Annotated in this window: 20 protein-coding genes; 10 read left to right on the forward strand and 10 right to left on the reverse strand. The window is 69.7% G+C overall.

Features of this window, described 5'->3' with window-relative positions; all coding sequences use genetic code 11:
- Positions 1-31 precede the first annotated feature (31 nt).
- The 6 genes from DU484_RS13760 to DU484_RS13785 all read left to right on the forward strand — a co-directional run bounded on the left by DU484_RS13760 (position 32) and on the right by DU484_RS13785 (position 3,237).
- Positions 32-802 (forward strand): creatininase family protein, encoded by a 771-nt coding sequence (locus DU484_RS13760; protein ID WP_114606225.1) that lies wholly within the window; start codon positions 32-34, stop codon positions 800-802.
- Positions 803-840: 38 nt separating this feature from the next.
- Positions 841-1,356, forward strand: coding sequence for a TspO/MBR family protein (locus DU484_RS13765; RefSeq protein ID WP_394338745.1), 516 nt, complete (start codon positions 841-843; stop codon positions 1,354-1,356).
- Positions 1,357-1,412: 56 nt separating this feature from the next.
- Positions 1,413-1,811: a nascent polypeptide-associated complex protein gene (locus DU484_RS13770; RefSeq protein WP_114606226.1), complete on the forward strand. Its 399-nt coding sequence runs from the start codon at positions 1,413-1,415 to the stop codon at positions 1,809-1,811.
- Positions 1,808-2,530, forward strand: a complete 723-nt coding sequence (locus DU484_RS13775; RefSeq protein ID WP_114606227.1) for a methyltransferase domain-containing protein — start codon at positions 1,808-1,810, stop codon at positions 2,528-2,530. Before DU484_RS13770 ends, DU484_RS13775 begins: the two co-directional genes overlap by 4 nt.
- A gap of 144 nt (positions 2,531-2,674) precedes the next feature.
- Entirely contained in the window at positions 2,675-2,893 is a 219-nt protein-coding gene (locus tag DU484_RS13780; protein WP_114586540.1) for a hypothetical protein, read from the forward strand.
- On the forward strand, positions 2,890-3,237 hold the full coding sequence (locus DU484_RS13785; RefSeq protein WP_114586541.1) for a hypothetical protein: 348 nt from the start codon (positions 2,890-2,892) through the stop codon (positions 3,235-3,237). The genes DU484_RS13780 and DU484_RS13785 overlap by 4 nt, the downstream gene beginning before the upstream one ends.
- A gap of 39 nt (positions 3,238-3,276) precedes the next feature.
- Here the strand turns inward: DU484_RS13785 and solA are convergent, their stop codons facing one another.
- The 4 genes from solA to DU484_RS13805 form a co-directional block, all read right to left on the reverse strand.
- Entirely contained in the window at positions 3,277-4,413 is a 1,137-nt protein-coding gene (gene solA / locus DU484_RS13790; protein WP_114606228.1) for an N-methyl-L-tryptophan oxidase, read from the reverse strand.
- Positions 4,414-4,553: 140 nt separating this feature from the next.
- Positions 4,554-5,132 carry a hypothetical protein gene (locus DU484_RS13795; protein ID WP_114606229.1) on the reverse strand — a complete coding sequence of 193 codons (579 nt, stop codon included), beginning with the start codon at positions 5,130-5,132 and terminating at the stop codon, positions 4,554-4,556.
- Between the two features lie 48 nt (positions 5,133-5,180).
- Complete coding sequence (locus DU484_RS13800) at positions 5,181-5,498, reverse strand: transcription factor S (RefSeq protein WP_114449896.1); 318 nt, start codon at positions 5,496-5,498, stop codon at positions 5,181-5,183.
- A 132-nt stretch (positions 5,499-5,630) separates the two neighbouring features.
- The gene (locus tag DU484_RS13805) at positions 5,631-5,888 is read right to left on the reverse strand and encodes a DUF5789 family protein (protein WP_114586544.1); all 258 of its coding nucleotides are present in this window, start codon (positions 5,886-5,888) and stop codon (positions 5,631-5,633) included.
- Positions 5,889-5,980: 92 nt separating this feature from the next.
- On the opposite strand from DU484_RS13805, the gene DU484_RS13810 reads away from it, so the two are divergent.
- Complete coding sequence (locus DU484_RS13810; RefSeq protein ID WP_114586545.1) at positions 5,981-7,255, forward strand: MFS transporter; 1,275 nt, start codon at positions 5,981-5,983, stop codon at positions 7,253-7,255.
- A gap of 40 nt (positions 7,256-7,295) precedes the next feature.
- Here DU484_RS13810 and DU484_RS13815 read toward each other — a convergent pair whose 3' ends face one another.
- Complete coding sequence (locus tag DU484_RS13815) at positions 7,296-8,069, reverse strand: enoyl-CoA hydratase/isomerase family protein (RefSeq protein ID WP_114606802.1); 774 nt, start codon at positions 8,067-8,069, stop codon at positions 7,296-7,298.
- A 156-nt stretch (positions 8,070-8,225) separates the two neighbouring features.
- Between DU484_RS13815 and DU484_RS13820 the strand changes: the two genes are divergently transcribed.
- Positions 8,226-10,712 carry an efflux RND transporter permease subunit gene (locus tag DU484_RS13820; RefSeq protein WP_114606230.1) on the forward strand — a complete coding sequence of 829 codons (2,487 nt, stop codon included), beginning with the start codon at positions 8,226-8,228 and terminating at the stop codon, positions 10,710-10,712.
- Positions 10,709-11,200, forward strand: coding sequence for a DUF5797 family protein (locus DU484_RS13825; RefSeq protein ID WP_114606231.1), 492 nt, complete (start codon positions 10,709-10,711; stop codon positions 11,198-11,200). Before DU484_RS13820 ends, DU484_RS13825 begins: the two co-directional genes overlap by 4 nt.
- On the opposite strand, the gene DU484_RS13830 is transcribed toward DU484_RS13825, so the two are convergent.
- Positions 11,197-12,171: a DUF5787 family protein gene (locus DU484_RS13830; RefSeq protein WP_114606232.1), complete on the reverse strand. Its 975-nt coding sequence runs from the start codon at positions 12,169-12,171 to the stop codon at positions 11,197-11,199. The genes DU484_RS13825 and DU484_RS13830 overlap by 4 nt on opposite strands.
- A gap of 86 nt (positions 12,172-12,257) precedes the next feature.
- Complete coding sequence (locus DU484_RS13835; protein ID WP_114586550.1) at positions 12,258-12,722, reverse strand: bis(5'-nucleosyl)-tetraphosphatase; 465 nt, start codon at positions 12,720-12,722, stop codon at positions 12,258-12,260.
- A gap of 104 nt (positions 12,723-12,826) precedes the next feature.
- On the opposite strand from DU484_RS13835, the gene DU484_RS13840 reads away from it, so the two are divergent.
- Positions 12,827-13,159 (forward strand): uS10/mL48 family ribosomal protein, encoded by a 333-nt coding sequence (locus DU484_RS13840; RefSeq protein ID WP_114586551.1) that lies wholly within the window; start codon positions 12,827-12,829, stop codon positions 13,157-13,159.
- A 6-nt stretch (positions 13,160-13,165) separates the two neighbouring features.
- Here the strand turns inward: DU484_RS13840 and DU484_RS13845 are convergent, their stop codons facing one another.
- From DU484_RS13845 to DU484_RS13855, 3 genes are read right to left on the reverse strand one after another with little or no spacing between them, the layout of a single operon-like run.
- Positions 13,166-13,423 carry a DUF7513 family protein gene (locus DU484_RS13845; RefSeq protein ID WP_114606233.1) on the reverse strand — a complete coding sequence of 86 codons (258 nt, stop codon included), beginning with the start codon at positions 13,421-13,423 and terminating at the stop codon, positions 13,166-13,168.
- Positions 13,420-14,958 carry a Na+/H+ antiporter NhaC family protein gene (locus DU484_RS13850; RefSeq protein ID WP_114606234.1) on the reverse strand — a complete coding sequence of 513 codons (1,539 nt, stop codon included), beginning with the start codon at positions 14,956-14,958 and terminating at the stop codon, positions 13,420-13,422. The genes DU484_RS13845 and DU484_RS13850 overlap by 4 nt, the downstream gene beginning before the upstream one ends.
- A gap of 57 nt (positions 14,959-15,015) precedes the next feature.
- Positions 15,016-16,215, reverse strand: coding sequence for an MFS transporter (locus tag DU484_RS13855; protein WP_114606235.1), 1,200 nt, complete (start codon positions 16,213-16,215; stop codon positions 15,016-15,018).
- Between the last annotated feature and the right edge of the window lie 83 nt (positions 16,216-16,298).

Consider the following 16,298-nt stretch of genomic DNA (forward strand, 5'->3'; position numbering starts at 1 on the left):
GATTCAAGAGGCCGCCGCCCGCCGTAGAGGTATGTACATCGCCGACGAGACGTGGCCCGAACTGGGCGACTACTTCGCCGACGAGTCGCTGGCGCTCGTCCCCCTCGGCTCCACCGAACAGCACGGACCCCACCTCCCCCTGGCGACCGATCACCTGATCGCCGAGGCGTTCGCCCGCGAGGCCGCCGACCGAACCGGCTACTGCTGTACCCCGACGATCAACGTCGGCGTCAGCCCGCACCACCGGCAGTTCCACGGCACGATGTGGGTCGACGCCCCGCAGTTCCGCGACTACGTCGAGTCGTTCACCCGCAACCTCGCGTACCACGGCATCGACCGCGTCATCTACGTCAACGCCCACGGCGGGAACGTCGACCACCTGCGCGAGGTGGGTCGGCGCCTCCGCGACGACGAGGTCATGTACGCCATCGAGTGGATGTGGGACGAGAGCATCCCCGAACTCGTCGACGACCTCTTCGCCCAGAACGGCCCTCACGGCGGTCCGAAGGAGACGGCGATGATCCAGCATCTCCACCACCACCTCGTCCGCGACGACCAACTGGAGGCGGCCCGCGACGGCGGCGTGCCGGACGTGGAGGCCGCGGAGACGATCAAACACGGCTCGCGAACCTTCTACGACGCCGCCGACAACACCGGCAACGGCGTGCTCGGGGATCAGACCGACGCGACGGCCGAGAAGGGCGAACGGCTGTTCGAGGCGGCGACCGACCAACTCTGCCAGCTCTGTGACTGGTTGGACGACCAGCCGTTCGTGGATCTGCTGCCGAAAGAGCACGTGTAAGACGACGTACCTTTGACATCGGCGCCCGTACGGAACCCGTGTCCCTTCGCCAGCGAACCCACCGCTTGCCCCACGAGCGCCCCCGTCTCTCGCTCGTCCTCGCCGTTCTCGCCGTCGAACTCGTCGGTGCCGCGGGCGCCGTCTTCACCGCACAGGGCCTCGCGTCGTGGTACGGCACCCTCCAGCGCCCGGCACTCGCGCCGCCGAACTGGGTGTTCGGTCCGGTGTGGACGACGCTGTTCGCGCTCATGGGCGTCGCCGTCTGGCTGGTGTGGCGGCGACTCGATTCGCCGCGAACAGAGCGCCGTGCCCGCGTCGCCCTCGCCGTCTTCGCCGTCCATTTCCTCGCCAATCTCGGGTGGTCGGCGGCCTTCTTCGGGCTACGGTCCGTCGACTTCGGCCTGGCGGTCATTCTCGTCCTCCTCGCACTAATCGCGCTCACGATTCGGACGTTCGACTGGGTGGACCGGCGCGCGGCGCTCCTGCTGGTGCCGTACCTGCTGTGGACGGCGTTCGCCGCGTATCTCAACTACCGCTTCTGGGTGTTGAACTAGCCGGCCAACCGCTTCCCTTCGCCATCCTTTTGCCCACGCACACCCACCGACGAGCTATGTTTGGTGGCGGCGGCATGAATCCGCGAAAGATGAAACAGATGATGAAACAGATGGGCATCGACGTGACCGAACTCGATGCCGAAGAGGTCGTCATTCGGACGGCCGACGAGGAACTCGTCTTCTCCGACGTGCAGGTGACGCGCATGGACGCACAGGGACAGGAGACCTACCAGGTCGTCGGCGAGCCCGAGGTTCACGAGGCCGGCGGGTCGGCCGGCGTCGTCGAGGCGGGCGACGAGGACGAGACGGACGCCGAAACCGGCGGCGACGCGGCCATCCCCGAGGACGACGTGGAACTCGTCGCGACCCGCGCCGGCGTGAGCAAGGGCGACGCGCGCGATGCGCTCGAAGCCGAGGACGGCGACCTGGCGGCGGCCATCGCCCGACTGGAGTGACGTTCTTACTGGTCCACGGCGACCGGGAGTATCTCCGGGCACCCGGCGAGGAACTCCAGACGGACCTCGGCGTGTTGACGGTCCCCGAGGACGCCGAACCCGGCGACCGACTGGAGACCCATCTCGGCGACGAGTTCGTCGTCCGCGAGCCGCGCGGCCCGGACCTGTTCGACCACTTCGAGCGCACGGGCGCGCCGATGATGCCCCGCGACGTGGGATTGGTCGTCGGCTTCACCGGCGCCGCGGCGGGGGACCGCGTCCTCGACGCCGGCACCGGGACGGGCGTCCTCGCGGCCTACCTCGGTCGCATCGGTGCCGACGTAGTGACCTACGAACGCGACGCCGAGTTCGCCGAGGTGGCCCGCGAGAACATGCGCCTCGCGGGCGTCGAGGGGACCGTAGACGTGCGGACCGGCGACGTGACCGACGACCTCGATTCCCTCGCCGGATTCGACCTCCTCACCCTCGACACCGAGGACGCCCCGGACGTCGTCCGCCGGGCGCCCGACGTCCTCGTCAGCGGCGGGTTCGTCGTCGTCTACTCGCCCTTCGTCGAGGGGTCGCGGGCGGCCGTCGAGGCCGCCGAGGACGCGGGGCTGACCGACGTGACGACCCACGAGACGATCCAGCGGTCGATGCAGTTCGACGACCGGGGGTCGCGGCCCGACACCCGCGGCGTCGGCCACACGGGCTATCTCACCGTCGCGCGGTGGGAGTGATACGAATTACTGTAACTGACCGGTGAGTCGCCGGACTGCCTCGGCGACCCACCGGTACTGACGTACGAGAAACCGTATGAGCCGACTCCCACGCGCTGGAATCCCGACCGACGGTATAAGTGCGTGGCCGCCGAATCCACGGCCATGAGTCGGGAGCGCGGCGCGGACATCGACGACGTGCGAACGTGGCCCGAACTGGCCGTCGGCCTCTACGAACGGCTCACCGGCCGCGGGGCCGAGATCACCTACGAGTTCGACGACCTGGAGGTACGCGTACCGGACCGGATGGGCCCGGACGCCGACCACGCCCGCTGGCGCCTCGACGGCACGGTTCGCATCCGGACCCGCGACCACGAGGAGTGACCGACCTCGACCGGGCGCTCGACGTCGACGCCGATCTGACCCTCACCGTCGACGGTGCGGCGGTGTCGATCCGGGGGTACGGCGACCTCGTCGTCGTGTCGGCTCCCTCGCTTGCCGTTCTCCGAACGCTCGCCCGCACGGGCGCTCCGCCCCTCGACGCACACCTTCTCGATCACCTGCAGGACGCCGGCGTGATCCTCGACGTGCGGGTGCGCGGTCGGAGCGTCGCCCGGATGGGACCTGACGTCGACCCCGGTCCCCTCTCCCGGGCGCTCGGCGCCGACCCGGCCCGCATCAGCCTCGGTGGCCTCCTCCTCGCCGCGCTCGGCGAGTGGCGGCGCTGAGAGACGGGCGCGCGTCCACGGGCCCGTCGACGGGCGCGGTCAGTCGAACCGGCCGATTCGGAACGGGTCGATGGGGTGAGTCGTGGCGCCGTCGAGCGCCAGGTCGGCGAGGGCCGCCCCGACGACGCTGGCGAACTTGAACCCGTGTCCCGAGAACCCCGCCCCGACGACGACGTTCGGGTGGTCGGGGTGCACGTCGAGCAGGAAGTCCCCGTCGGGCGTGTTCGTGAACATGCAGGTCGACAGCCGCATCGTCGGACCCGCGGCCTCCGGGAAGTACCGCGCCGTGAACTCGCGGAGCAGCCGTTCGTCCGTGCGGTCCGGTTCGCGGTCGAGTTCGTCCGGCGGCCCCGTCTCCCCGCGGTGGTTGAACTTCCCGACCTTGAACCCGGGCACCTCGTAGGTGGGGAAGCCGTAGAAGTGGCCCTCGGGCACGTCGGCGACGAACACCGGGAAGTTCTCCGTGGAGAAGCGCTCGGGCGCCGTAGGCTGGAACCAGCCGAGCACCTGCCGTTCGGGCTGGAGCAGCCCCGAGAGGGACGGCAGGAGCGACCCGGTCCACGCGCCGGCGGTGACGACCAGCCGGTCGGCGGCGTACGTGTCCCGGTCGGTGTGGACGGTGACGCCGGTTTCGTCCGCGTCCCACCCCTCGACGGCCTCGCGAGCGCGAATCGTCGCGCCGTGTTCGTGGGCCGCCTCGACGTGGGCGACGGTACACCCCTCGCAGTGGAGGAAGCCGCCCTCGGACTGGTGGACCGCGCGGTAGTCGGCGGGGAAGTCGTAGCCGGAGAACCGCTCGCCGAGTTCCGCGCCCGTCAGGTCGTCGTGGTCGATGTCGTGGGCCGCACAGGCGCGTTTCGAACCGGCGTAGACGCCCTCGCCGTCGGGGCGGGCGACGTCGACGCTGCCGACGCGGTGGAGCAGTCGGCGCGGGTGGCGGGCGTCGAGTTCGTCCCACAGCTCGTACGCCTGCCGAACCAGGGGGACGTACGCCGGGTCCTCGTACTGCGGGAGACGGATGATCCGCGTGAGTCCGTGCGAGGACCCACGGGCGTGGGGGACGTCGAAGCGTTCGAGGCCGACGACGTCGACGCCGCGGCGAGCGAGGTGGAAGGCCGCTGCGCTTCCCATCCCGCCGACGCCGACGACGACGACGTCACACTCCGTCGGGGGCATCGGTCCGTACTGCGCCGTAGCGTATCTTAAACCCCCACGTGCCGGGCGACCGTCGTCTCATACGGATTATTGTAGGTCATTCCCGGTGGGTCGCCGGGACAGTCCGGCGACCCACCGGTCACCAGTTACAATAAACAGTATCACCCGACGCCGCGGATCAACTCGAACAGCTCCGCCCGGAACGCCGAGGGGTCGAGGCAGTCCGCGAGCGCGTCGGCCGTCTCCCCGTCGCCGTCGACGACGGCGATGGGGTAGGCGCCGCCGGCGAGCCGGAAGGTCCGGTCCGGCGCCCAGACCGCCAGCCAGCCGTCGACCGAGAGAGTGACGCCGTCGACCCGACAGCGGGCGTCGTAGCCGAACAGGCGGGCGTCGTCGTCACCGACGCGGAGGGAGCGACGGTCGGAGCGTTCGACCGCCTCGAACCCCCGGTCTTCGAGTCGGTCGGCGAAGCCGCGGCTCGCCCGCGAGGCGACCAGCCCCCGGAGCGCACCGGTCACCGGCGGCGAGGGTGCGAGTTCGAGCCGCGTCGCGAGGAAGAACCGCCAGCTTCGGTCGACGCCCGTCCGCTCCCGAACCGCCGCGCGGAGTCGGTCGTCCTCGTAGAGCAGGATGCGCGCCGTGACGGTGAGTCCGGGAGCGGCGAAGGGCGTGTCGGTCAGGTCGTCCGCCCGCCGCCAGTCGGCGAGTCGGTCCTCGGGGACGGACGGCTGTTCGACCATTTCGTCTACAGCACGGCAGCGGCGGGCATATAAGTTCGTCCCGCGCCGTCAGTGGTCGTCCTCGCGCCACTTGTGTTCGCACTCGGTACAGACGAAAAAGCGCGTCTCGGACTCGTCGGCCGCGCGGATCTGTTGCATGTACCAGTAGGCTTCGTCGTTGTCGCAGTTGGGACAATCGGCGCTCGTCGTCGGCAGGCCGCTGGAGCCGCCGCCGGACTCGATGATCTCCGACTCCTCCTGGGCCTGCGTGGTGACCATCTCGGCCTCCGCGGCCTCGTCGCGCAACGTCTCGTGGCCACACTGGGTACAGACCCACTTGTCTCCCTCCGTCTGCATCATCGACCCGCATTCGTCGCAGAACTTCATGGTGGCTCGGAGTCTGACGCCCGACGGTCTTTAACCCACGGATACTGCGGTTTACTGTACGTCGTTACCGGTGGGTCGCCGGACTGTCTCGGTGAATCACCGGTACACAGGGACGATACTCCGTAACGACGGCTACGCGTCGCCCTCGGACTGCCCGGGTTCACCGACCGCCTCGATCGGAAGCACGTTCTGGAGTTCGGCGAACAGTTCGTCCGGCCCGTGGAAGGCGTCGCTCCCGACTTCCGAGACGAGTTCGCCGAGGTTCCCCTCGCCGTCCGCGAAGGTGACCGTCACGTCGGCGAACTCGGCGGCCGCGTCGTCGCGGGTGACCGGGTAGTCGAGTTCCTCGAACAGCGTCTGGACCCGGCTCAGCTTCACGCGTTCACTCATGCCACCGTGTACGACCCCTCGACACTTAGAGGTGGGCCTGCGAGCGGGCGCGAACGCAATCGTGATGGCCGTCGAGTCGAAGCGTCTACCGGATGGGCGTGTTGGACCTCGACCGCCGCGTGTTCGCGCTGGGGCTGGCGCGGATGGCCGACGCCATCGGCAACTCCTTTCTCATCGTCGTCCTCCCGCTCTACATCGCGAGCGGACAGGTCCCCATCGAGGCGCTCGTCGGCACTCGACTCGCCGCGTTCGGCCTCTCGGTGACCGTCACGGAGTACCTGCTCGTCGGTCTCGTCCTTTCGCTCTTTGGCTTTCTCAACAGCTTCTCCCAGCCGTTCACCGGCCGGCTCTCGGACCGGACGGGGCGCCGACGGGCCTTCATCCTCCTCGGTCTCCTCCTGCTCGGCGGCGCGAGCGGCGCGTACGCCCTCGTCTCGTCGTACTGGCTTGTGGTCGTCCTCCGCGTCGTGCAGGGTATCGGCGCCGCCTTCACCATCCCCTGTACCGTCGCCCTGGTGAACGAACTCGCGACGGGACGGGACCGCGGGAGCAACTTCGGCGTCTTCAACACCTTCCGCCTGATAGGCTTCGGGTTCGGCCCCATCGTCGCCGGCCTCGTCGTCGAGGCACGCGGGTTCGACGCCGCCTTCGCTGTCGCCGTCGCGGGCGCGGCGGTCAGCTTCCTCACCGTCTGGGCGTTCGTCTCCGACCCCGACCGCCCCGCCGCCGACGCGAGCGACGACCTCTCCGTGACCGTTCGCGGCGACGACCGGCTCCTCGACCCGGTGTTCGCGCTCGGCCTCGGCACCGTCGCCATGGGCATCTGCATCGCCATGTTCGCCACGCTGGAGGGCCGGATCAACGACCGACTGGGACAGGACACGCTCTGGTTCGGCCTGCAGTTCGGCGCCGTCACCCTCGCCAACGTCGCCTTCCAGATTCCGGTCGGGCGCGGCGCCGACCGCTACGGCCGCCGACCCTTCCTGCTCGCCGGCTTCTGCCTCCTCGTCCCCACCACCGTCGCACAGGGCTACGTCCTCACGCCCGAACTGATGACGCTCACCCGCTTTCTCCTCGGCGTCGCCGTCGCCCTCGTGTTTGCCCCCTCGCTCGCCGTCGCCGGTGACCTGGCGCGCGAGGGTGAGTCCGGCACCACCCTCTCCACCCTGACGATGGCGTTCGGCCTCGGCGTCGCCATCGGCCCGCTCGCCTCCGGCTATCTGGAACGCTTCGGCTTCGCCGTCCCCTTCCTCGTCGCGGGCGCGCTGGCGACGCTCGCGCTCTGTGTGGTGTGGACGCAGGTGGCGGAGACGGGCGACCCCGAGCCGGGAGCGTGGCCGTGGTCGGAGTCGACGCGGGGGGACTGAGCGCCCGAAGGTGTTTCCTCCGGCGCGGTCGGCCAGACCGTTACTCGAACTCCGGATCGCGCTTCTCGACGAACGCCGCCATCCCCTCGCGCTGGTCCGGCGTGCCGAACAGGCCGCTCCAGGCCCGCCGCTCAACGTTCAGTCCCGACTCGATACCGCCCTCGTGGAAGGCGTTGAGCGACTCCTTGGCGGCGTAGAGGGCGTGCCGAGGTTTCGCGGCCAGCTCCGCGGCCATCTCGTCGACGTGGTCGTAGAGCTCGTCGTGGGCGACCACCTCGCCGATCAGCCCCCGTTCGTGGGCGTCGCTCGCGTCGAGGCGCTCGCCGAAGAGGATCAGCCGGCGCGCCGTCTCGTCGGGGACGAGTCGCTGGAGGAGCTGCGTCCCGCCCCAGCCGGGGATGATGCCGAGGTCGATTTCGGTCTGTCCGATGACGGCCCGCTCGCTCGCCACCCGGAGGTCACAGGCGAGCGCGAACTCACAGCCGCCGCCGAAGGCGTAGCCGTTGATGGCCGCGATGGTGACGCCGGGATAGGAGAGCAGGTCGCGAACGACGTCCTGCCCGCGTTCGGCGTAGGCCAGCGCCTCCGGCGTCGAGAACTCCTTCATGTAGTCGATGTCGGCGCCGGCGATGAACGCGTCGTCGCCCGCACCCGTGAGGACGAGGACGCGCGCCTCCTCGCGTTCGGCCTCGGCGATGGCGTCGCCGATTTCGTCGAGCGTCTCGCTGTTCATGGCGTTCAGCGCGTCGGGCCGGTCGACCGTGAGCCGGGCGACGCCGTCGGCAACGTCGAGCGTAACGGTGTTCCAAGACACGCCCGCTCCGATGATGGCCACGGGCGTAAACGTTCGGGGTGACCGGAGCGTGCCGGCGCAGTTTTAAGGCTCGGGACGGACTGTGCGACACCCACGGCGTCCCCGCGTCCGACACCCCGCTCCCCGTGTCACGGGCACGAATCCCACCAGACACCGATGAACTACCAGTGGCTGATCGATCGGGTCGATTCGTACATCGTCGACCACTCCCGTACCGTCATCCTCCTGTTTCTGGTCGCGACGATGGCCTTCGCCGGCGGCCTCGGCAGCATCGAAACCGAGAGCGGCCAGCAGCAGTTCGTCGAGGAGCTCCCCTCATATCAGGCGCTGGAGCAGGTCCAGCAGGACTTCGACCGGAGTTTCTCACAGGTGAACACGACGACGACGCTGGTCCAGAGCGACCAGAACGTCCTCTCGAAGCCCGCACTGCTCGACATGCTCCGCAGCCAGGAGCGAATCTCCGAGAGCGACCCGCTCCGGGTCGAGGACACCGAGAGCCCGGCACGGCGGGTGGCCCGCACCCTCGACCCGAACGCGACGACCCTCGACGCGCAGATTCGGGCGGTCGAACGGTCGACGCCGGGCGAAATCGACGCGGCCGTCCGCCGGGCCGCGGCCGACGGTGACCGCGGGACCTTCCGGTCCCGGCTGAGCACGGACTTCAACCGACGGTCGGCGTCCGCGTCGGCCATGGAAGCGACGGTCACCCACCGGGCCGGGCCGGGCGCCGGGAGCGAGGGCGGCCCCGGCGGCGCCTCGGAGTTCCCCCCGAACAAGGAGCAGCGGACGAAACGGCTGGTCGCCGCGGCGGCGACCACCTCGACCATCCGCGTCCAAGGGACGCCCCCCGACACGACGACGACGACGCTGACCGTGGTGTTGCCCATCGCACTCGTCCTGATCGTGCTCATGCTGGCCGTCGCGTACCGTGACCTCGTCGACCTCCTGATCGGTCTCGCGGGCATCGTCATGACTCTGATCTGGACGTTCGGGTTCATCGGTCTGGTCGGCATCCCGTTCGCCGTCCTCCTGATCGCCGTCCCCCCCATCTTGATCGCCGTCGGCATCGACTTCGGCATCCACGCGATCAACCGCTACCGCGAGGAGCGCGTCGAAGGCCGGGGCGTCGCGGAATCGATGCGGCTGACGACCGATCAGGTGAGCGTCGCCTTCTTCATCGTGATGGGCACCTCCGCCATCGGCTTTCTCTCGAACGTCGTCAGCGCCTTCCCGCCGACGCGCGATTTCGGGGTAACCGCCGCGGCCGGCATCGTCTTTACCTTCCTCATCTTCGGCGTCTTCGTCCCCGCGACGAAGGTGTCCGTCGACCGCCTCCGGGAGCGGTATCCGATCCCAACGATAACGCAGACGCCGTTCGGATCGGAGTCGTCGCCGCTGGGGCGACTCCTCGCCGGTGGCGTCACCGTCGCGGAGCGGGCGCCGGCGCTGTTCGTGATCCTCGTCCTCCTCACGACGGCGGGTGCCGGCGTCTACGCGACGGGCGTCGACACCGGCTTCAGCCCGGACGACTTCCAGCCGGCGGCGGAGACGCCGGGCTATCTCCAGACCCTCCCCGAACCCATTCGCCCGCCCGCCGAGTTCGAGTACGTGAAAATCGACGACTTCCGGGAGGCGAACTTCGAGCAGGAGGATCGGCTCCTGCTGTACGTCGAGGGACCGATGCGCGAGGACACCGCGCTCGAACGCCTCCATCGAGCGGGCCGGGACCCGCCACCGACGTTCGTTCGCGACGGGACGTACGCCGACTCCCAGAGCATCGCGACGCTGATCCGGGCGCGGACGCGCACCGATCCGGAGGTTCGGCGGGTCGTCGAGCGCAACGACCGCGACGACGACGGCATCCCCGACGACGACCTGTCGCAGGTGTACGCCGCGATGGAGGAGTCGACCGGTGAGGACGACCTCTCGGGCTTCCTGAGCGAGGATCGACGGAGCGCGCTCGTCGTCTACACCGTCGACGGCGACGAACCGAACGACGCCATCACCGACGACGCGTACCGCGTGGCGTCGGATATGGAGTACGAAGCCCAGCCGACCGGCAACGCCGTCATCTTCGACGAGGCGCTGGCGCTGGTGCTCGAAACCGTGATCCAGAGTCTCGCCCTGACGCTTCTGGGGGCGGCGCTGTTCCTGATCGTCGTCTACTGGGTCGTGGAGGGTCGCCCGTCGCTCGGCGTCGCCAACGTCGTCCCGATTCTGGTCACCGTCGTCGCGCTCGTCGCGTCGATGCGCGCGTTCGGCATCAGCTTCAACGCCATCAACGGAACCATCCTCGCCATCGCCGTCGGTCTCGGCATCGACTACTCCGTCCACGTCGTCCACCGGTTCGTCGACGAGTACACCGAGCGTGACCTCTACCCGGCGCTCCGGCGGACCGTGGTCGGCACCGGCGGCGCGCTCACCGGCAGCATGCTGACGACGGTGTTCGGCGTCGGCGTCCTCGCGCTCGCGCTCAACCCCGCCGTCGGCGTGTTCGGGGTGTTGATCGCTCTCAGCGTCCTCTACGCCTACCTCACGTCCATCGTCGTCCTCCCCTCGGTCCTCGTCCTCTGGGCGCGGCACGTCGACGGGGCCGGAGAGCGGAACACGGATATGGGGGACGCCCGAATCGGCGGCCGATGACACTGTCGGCAGCGGAACGCGAGCGGCTGGCGGACGTCGTCCGCCTCCAGCCGACGAAGAACAAGGAACTGCAGGAGCAGTGGGGGATGGAGAGCGGGAGCGAGGTCCACGGCTACCTGGAAGGACACCTGAGCGACTACTACTACCGCAACGAGGACAGCTACATCTGCGCGACGCCGGAGGCGGCCGAACTCACGGGCGTCGAACCGGGCGTCGAGGGCGACGAGGACGGCGTCGACGTCATCCGCGTCCCCGAACTCGAAGCGCAGGTGTTCGAGGTGGTCGCCGGCCCCGACGAGCGCTCCGAGAGCGTCGTGAGCGTCCTCCACAAGGTGCGCGAGGCGTTCGACGCCGACCCCGAGGTGGACGCGGTCCGGGAGGCACTCCAGAGCCTCCGGCGAAAGGGCGTCGTCGAAGTCGTCTACCGCACCGTCCCGACGTTCAAACTGACCGTCGAGCGCGACGACGTCGACGTCGAAGTCGTCTAGCGCCGCCGTCGCCGCCGGTCCGCCAACAGTCGTTCGATCCCCTTGCCCGGTCCCCCCTCGATGGGCCACCCGCGGGTGCGCCACGCCGGCGGCTCGGGCTGGAACTCGGGACAGGAGCCCGAACACGCCGCGGCCGTCTGGTGACACGACTTCGCCACACACCAGGGGACGAAGGCGTCGGCGCGGTCACGGAGTTCGAACCACCGGCAGTCCGAGCGCATCGTCTCGACGTAGGATCGCCACCCCGAGCCGTACGCCCGCTCGGCGATTTCGAGGCGCTTGTCCGCCTTCTCGTCGGCCGGCATCGACGTGTCGCTCGTCGGGTCGAGCGTCGCGGGGTGCCACGCCACCGTCGCCTCGGGGCCGGCGAAATCGAGCGCCAACACGCCCGCCTCGACCGGCAGGTCCTCGAGCAGGGCGGGTTCGACCGTCGCGCCCGTGGCGGCGGTGGCGACCCACACCTCGTCGGCGAGCGCAGTGTGCACGTCGTGGTCGAGTTGGTCGGCGAGCGCCCGCGCCGCGCTGGCGTCAAGATCCGGTTTGTTCTCGACGGCCACGATCCGGCGCACCCAGTCGGGGTAGGGGGCGATCCGCCGAATCTCGATGCGATTCCCCCGTCGCCGCGTCTCGACTATTCCCCGTGCGTCGGCGCGGTGGACCGCGGCGCGGACGTAGCGCCACGGGTAGCCCGGGTCGGGGAGGGCGTCGCGGTACCACGCCCACTCCGCGGGGGCGTTCCGGACGATATGCAGGAGGTCCGAATCGAGCGCTCGTTCGCCGAACTGGGCGCGGGCGTCGAGGGCGTCGGGATCGGCCTCGACGACGACGGTGTCCCAGCGCCGCCGCTGCGTGCCGAGTTGGCGGGCGACGACGGGGACGGCGTCCGTCTCGCGGTCCGGCGGCCACGCGCGCTCGGCCCAGCGGCAGGTGACGAGTTCGAAGCCGAACTCGGCGTCGCCGGGGTAGGTCATACGGGTAGTCGGACGTCAGTACCGCGGATTCGCCACGGTGGTTCGGCGAGCCAGCAGTACACAGGTACGACTCCCCGTATCACGGGCTAGCCGAGATACGTCCGTCCACCCTCTGCGGCCTCCGCCTCGTCGACGAGTTCGTCGAGATACTCGTGGGCCTGTTCGAGGATTTCGCGGGGGCCGTCCTGCGTGATGGTGTTGATCGCCTGCTCGTAGTCGCGCCACTGCAGGTCGCGGTGTTCGTTCGAGAGTTCGGCGCTCGCCTCGAACGAGCGGGCGATGAACAGGTGGACCGTCTTGTGGATGGTGTTGCCACCGGCCTCGAAGACGTAGTCGTACTCCTCGCGGAAACCGTCGATGAGGCGAAAGTCCTCGATGCCGGCTTCCTCGCTAACCTCCCTGATCGCAGTCTGCTGAAGCTCCTCGTCGCCTTCGACCCCGCCTTTGGGGAACTCCCAGTCCCCCGGACGGCTCTTCAGGAGGAGATACTCCCGGTGGCCGCGGGTGTCGCGGAAGAGGATGGCTCCAGCACTGGTCGCTTCGACCGTCATTACCGGCAGTAAACGGTCACAACGTATAAAGATTTCAAGCCCGGAAGCGCGCCGGGCGGACGGGTGCGCTTTTGGGCATCGAGCGCGCAGGGTGGAGTATACCGATGGCCTTCGTCACCAAACTCAGCTTCCAGAGCGGCGACCGGGACGCCCTCGAGGGGCTCGTCACCGACATCAAGGAGCTGGTCGAGCGCAAGGGCGCCGAGTGCAAGGGACCCCACTCCGCGCCGCCGGAGCGACTCACCGTCCCGCAGTATCGAACGCTCGGCCCCGGCGACCGATTCCCTGCGTGGACCTACACCACCTACACCCGCCGGCTGGAGATTCACGGCAACGACGAGGTGGCCGGTCGGGTCGGCCACATGGACTTCCCGGAGCACGTCCACGTCGAAATCGAAGTCGACCGCAAGAAACCGCTCGGCCAAGGACGGGACTGACCGGTTCTACGCGTCGTCGACGACGCCCAGCAGTTCGCCGCTGCCCGTCGCGTCGTCGGCGTCGAACTCGGTGACGCGCAGGCGGACGAGTCGGTCGTCGAGTCCCCGGTCGGCGTCGGCGAGCGTGATGATCGTATCGCCGATCCGAACCTGTGCAACGCCGTCCTCGTAGCCCGTGACGAAGGCAGTGAGTTCGTCGCCGACGGCGTACGTCGGTCGGTTCGTCCGGAACGTCCAGCCCGCGAACAGCTTGCCGAGGTTCATACGCGCGCCACCTCCTCGCTCTGCCGGTCGGGAACGTACTCCAGCCCGTAGCCGGTCCACGCCGCGACGAGGAAGACGGCGACGAGGAACCAGCCGTGGAAGACGTAGGGCCACACCGCGGCGGGGTTGGCGAGCATCGCCTCGGTGAACCAGTCGAACTGCTGGGGCAGTTGGATCATCGCCGCGTAGCCGGCGAGGACGCCCCCGCCCCACGGGAAGATGTAGCCGAGCGCGGACGTGTTGGCGTCCAAGATGTTGGCGCGGCGGTAGCCGTTGATGTTGAACCGCTGACCGAGCGTGCGGATGAAGGGCGCGATGGCGATTTCGGCCGCCGTGTTGATCGTGATGGTCGCGTTGACGATGGCGGTGCCGATGACCATGGTCGTCTCCGCTCGGCGGACGGTGGTCGCGACGTTCTCCAGCAGCCACTCCTCGATGGCGGCGAAGCCGCCGCCGGCGCGCATCACCTGCGCCGCGCCGACGATGAGGAGGACGAGGACGATGAGCGGGAAGAACCCGAGCGCGCCGGTGTAGAGGCTGCCGCCGACGGCGCTCGTGGCGTCGGGCGACACCTCGATCAGGGCGCCGAGGACGGGGAGACCGTTCAGGGTCGCCGCGACCCCCGACTCGGACGTGGAGCGGAAGACGAGCATCGCCGACGCGGGCGCGAGACCGAGCGCGAGATTGAGGACGACCGAGGTGATCAGCCCCCACGAGATGGCTTCGATGATGTGGCGCCCCTGCACCGCGGTCCCGATGACGATGGCGATGGAGGCGAGGTGGACGAGGCCGAGGGGGCCGGCGCCCGCCGCGGCGCTGGCGCCCACGTCGAGCGGTTCGCCCGCCATCGCCCCCCCGGCGACGATGTAGCTCGCCAGCGCGAGGACCGCGGCGACGAGGGCGTACTTGAACCGCGAGGCGACGACACCGCCGATGTCGGCGTCCTGCGTCACCGCGCTCACGATGGTGGTGTCGGAGACGGGCGCGAGGTTGTCGCCGAAGACGGCCCCCGAGAGGATGGCGCCGAACATCAGGACGGGGTCGGCGCCCAGCAAGACGCCCGCGGGGAAGACGAGGCTCGTGAAGGCGACGGCGGTGCCGTAGCCGGTGCCGATGCCCGTCGCCAGCAGCGCGGCGAAGATGAACGTGAGCGCCGGGAAGAGCGCCGCGCCGACGTTCGCGGCCGAGGAGGCCCAGACGAGGCCGTCGACGAAGCCGCCGGCCTGGATGGTGTCGGCGAACATGCCGGCCCAGAGCCACGCGACCACCGCGGTGGCGGCCACGCGCTGGGTCATCCCCTCGAAGATGGTGTCCGCGTAGCTCTTCCAGTTCCCCTTCACGAACAGCATGCCGACGATGAGGCCGACGAGCATGCCGATGACGAGGCCGGACGTATCGCCGATGCCGAGGAGGCCGCTCTGGACGATGGCCCAGACGATGAAGACGGCGAGCGGGAGGGCGCTCATGCCCCGGCCGCCGTAAAATTGGATGCGCGACGCATCTGGCGGGTCGTCGGGTAAGTCGTGTTCGCTCATGCGGGCGCACGTCGCCCGCGGACCGAGTAAAATGGTCCGGAACCGGTCCGGCGGCGATCACCGATTCGCCGGCTCCGGTGCCCGCCACGCCAGGACGACGCCACAGACGGCGAGGAGGCCGGCGAGCGCGAACGCCGCGTCGAAGCCGGCGGCGTCGACGACGGCACCGCCCGCGGTCGGGGCGACGAACGCGCCCGCCAGTCCGACGCTCGTCTGGAAGGCCACGGCAGTCGCGGCGACGCGGGATTCGACCAGTTCCCGAACGTACGTGAACGACAGCCCCAGGGTGAGCTGGATCGCGAACCCGGTGAGCAGCAGGACCACGAGGAGCAGCGGGATCGAGTCGAGGCGGGTGAATCCCAGCACGAGCGGGGCCGCGAGGCCGAACGACCCGAGGACGACCGGCCGGCGACGACCGCCGAACAGCCGGTCGGAGAGCAGCCCGCTGCTGATGCGGGAGACGACGCCGATGGCGGGGAACACGGCGACGAGGAGTCCGCTCAGCGCCAGCGAGAGGCCGACCTCCGTGGAGAGATACGACGACCCCCAAGTGTTCACGAAGAGGTACAGCGCGTAGCCGAGAAACCCGAGCGCCCCGACGGTCCAGACGGTCCGGTCGCGGAGGACGGCGCCGAACTCGCGAACGGACGGAGCGTCGTCCCGGTTCCGTCCGAGTCCCCGACTCGCCGGCCAGAACACGAGGAGGCCGACGAGCGCGACCCCGGTGAACGCGGGGAAGATGGCGGGCCAGCCGAACGCCCCGGCGACGAGCGGCCCCGTCCCCTGCCCGAGCGCGAACCCGACCGGCCCGCTGGCGGTGAAGATGCCCACGGCCGTCGCCCGGTTGTCGCCGTCGACCGCCCGGCTCACCATGTCGATGCCGGCGTTCCAGACGACGACGTAGGCGACGCCGCCGAGCGCCCGCGAGGCGAGTATCGACCGGTAGTCGCCGTTCCGTCCCGCGAGCCACCCCCAGCCCCCGGCGACGAACAGCGCCAGCGTCGCGACGGCCATCGCGGTCCGGGAGTCGGCGCGGTCGAGGGCCGCGCCGGCCGGGAGGCTCGTCACCACCGCCGTGCCGAACATGACGCCGACCAGGAGTCCGGCGGCGGTCGAGTCGATCCGCAGCGACTCGCGGACGAGCGGCGTCACGCTCGCCGGCACGATCTCGTAGGCGGCCAGTCCCGTGGAGACGAGGCTGGCGCCGGCGACGAGTCCCCACGTCTGCCGGGTCGTCCGGGATGGTCCGGTCGTCATCGATGAGAAGCGGTGCCCCCTACTCGAAACGCCGACATGGGCGTTCCGATACCGCGCGGTGGCGGCGAAGTCGCCGAACAGGT

The organism is Haloplanus rubicundus (assembly GCF_003342675.1).
In the GTDB taxonomy this organism is placed as follows: Archaea; Halobacteriota; Halobacteria; order Halobacteriales; family Haloferacaceae; genus Haloplanus; species Haloplanus rubicundus.

Coding starts and splice junctions, on each gene's coding strand:
- DU484_RS13760 (WP_114606225.1), top strand. CDS start 32: ATGTACATCGCCGACGAGACGTGGCCCGAACTGGGCGACTACTTCGCC.
- DU484_RS13770 (WP_114606226.1), top strand. CDS start 1,413: ATGTTTGGTGGCGGCGGCATGAATCCGCGAAAGATGAAACAGATGATG.
- DU484_RS13780 (WP_114586540.1), top strand. CDS start 2,675: ATGAGTCGGGAGCGCGGCGCGGACATCGACGACGTGCGAACGTGGCCC.
- solA (WP_114606228.1), bottom strand. CDS start 4,413: ATGCCCCCGACGGAGTGTGACGTCGTCGTCGTCGGCGTCGGCGGGATG.
- DU484_RS13795 (WP_114606229.1), bottom strand. CDS start 5,132: ATGGTCGAACAGCCGTCCGTCCCCGAGGACCGACTCGCCGACTGGCGG.
- DU484_RS13800 (WP_114449896.1), bottom strand. CDS start 5,498: ATGAAGTTCTGCGACGAATGCGGGTCGATGATGCAGACGGAGGGAGAC.
- DU484_RS13805 (WP_114586544.1), bottom strand. CDS start 5,888: ATGAGTGAACGCGTGAAGCTGAGCCGGGTCCAGACGCTGTTCGAGGAA.
- DU484_RS13810 (WP_114586545.1), top strand. CDS start 5,981: ATGGGCGTGTTGGACCTCGACCGCCGCGTGTTCGCGCTGGGGCTGGCG.
- DU484_RS13820 (WP_114606230.1), top strand. CDS start 8,226: ATGAACTACCAGTGGCTGATCGATCGGGTCGATTCGTACATCGTCGAC.
- DU484_RS13825 (WP_114606231.1), top strand. CDS start 10,709: ATGACACTGTCGGCAGCGGAACGCGAGCGGCTGGCGGACGTCGTCCGC.
- DU484_RS13830 (WP_114606232.1), bottom strand. CDS start 12,171: ATGACCTACCCCGGCGACGCCGAGTTCGGCTTCGAACTCGTCACCTGC.
- DU484_RS13835 (WP_114586550.1), bottom strand. CDS start 12,722: ATGACGGTCGAAGCGACCAGTGCTGGAGCCATCCTCTTCCGCGACACC.
- DU484_RS13840 (WP_114586551.1), top strand. CDS start 12,827: ATGGCCTTCGTCACCAAACTCAGCTTCCAGAGCGGCGACCGGGACGCC.
- DU484_RS13845 (WP_114606233.1), bottom strand. CDS start 13,423: ATGAACCTCGGCAAGCTGTTCGCGGGCTGGACGTTCCGGACGAACCGA.
- DU484_RS13850 (WP_114606234.1), bottom strand. CDS start 14,958: ATGAGCGAACACGACTTACCCGACGACCCGCCAGATGCGTCGCGCATC.
- DU484_RS13855 (WP_114606235.1), bottom strand. CDS start 16,215: ATGACGACCGGACCATCCCGGACGACCCGGCAGACGTGGGGACTCGTC.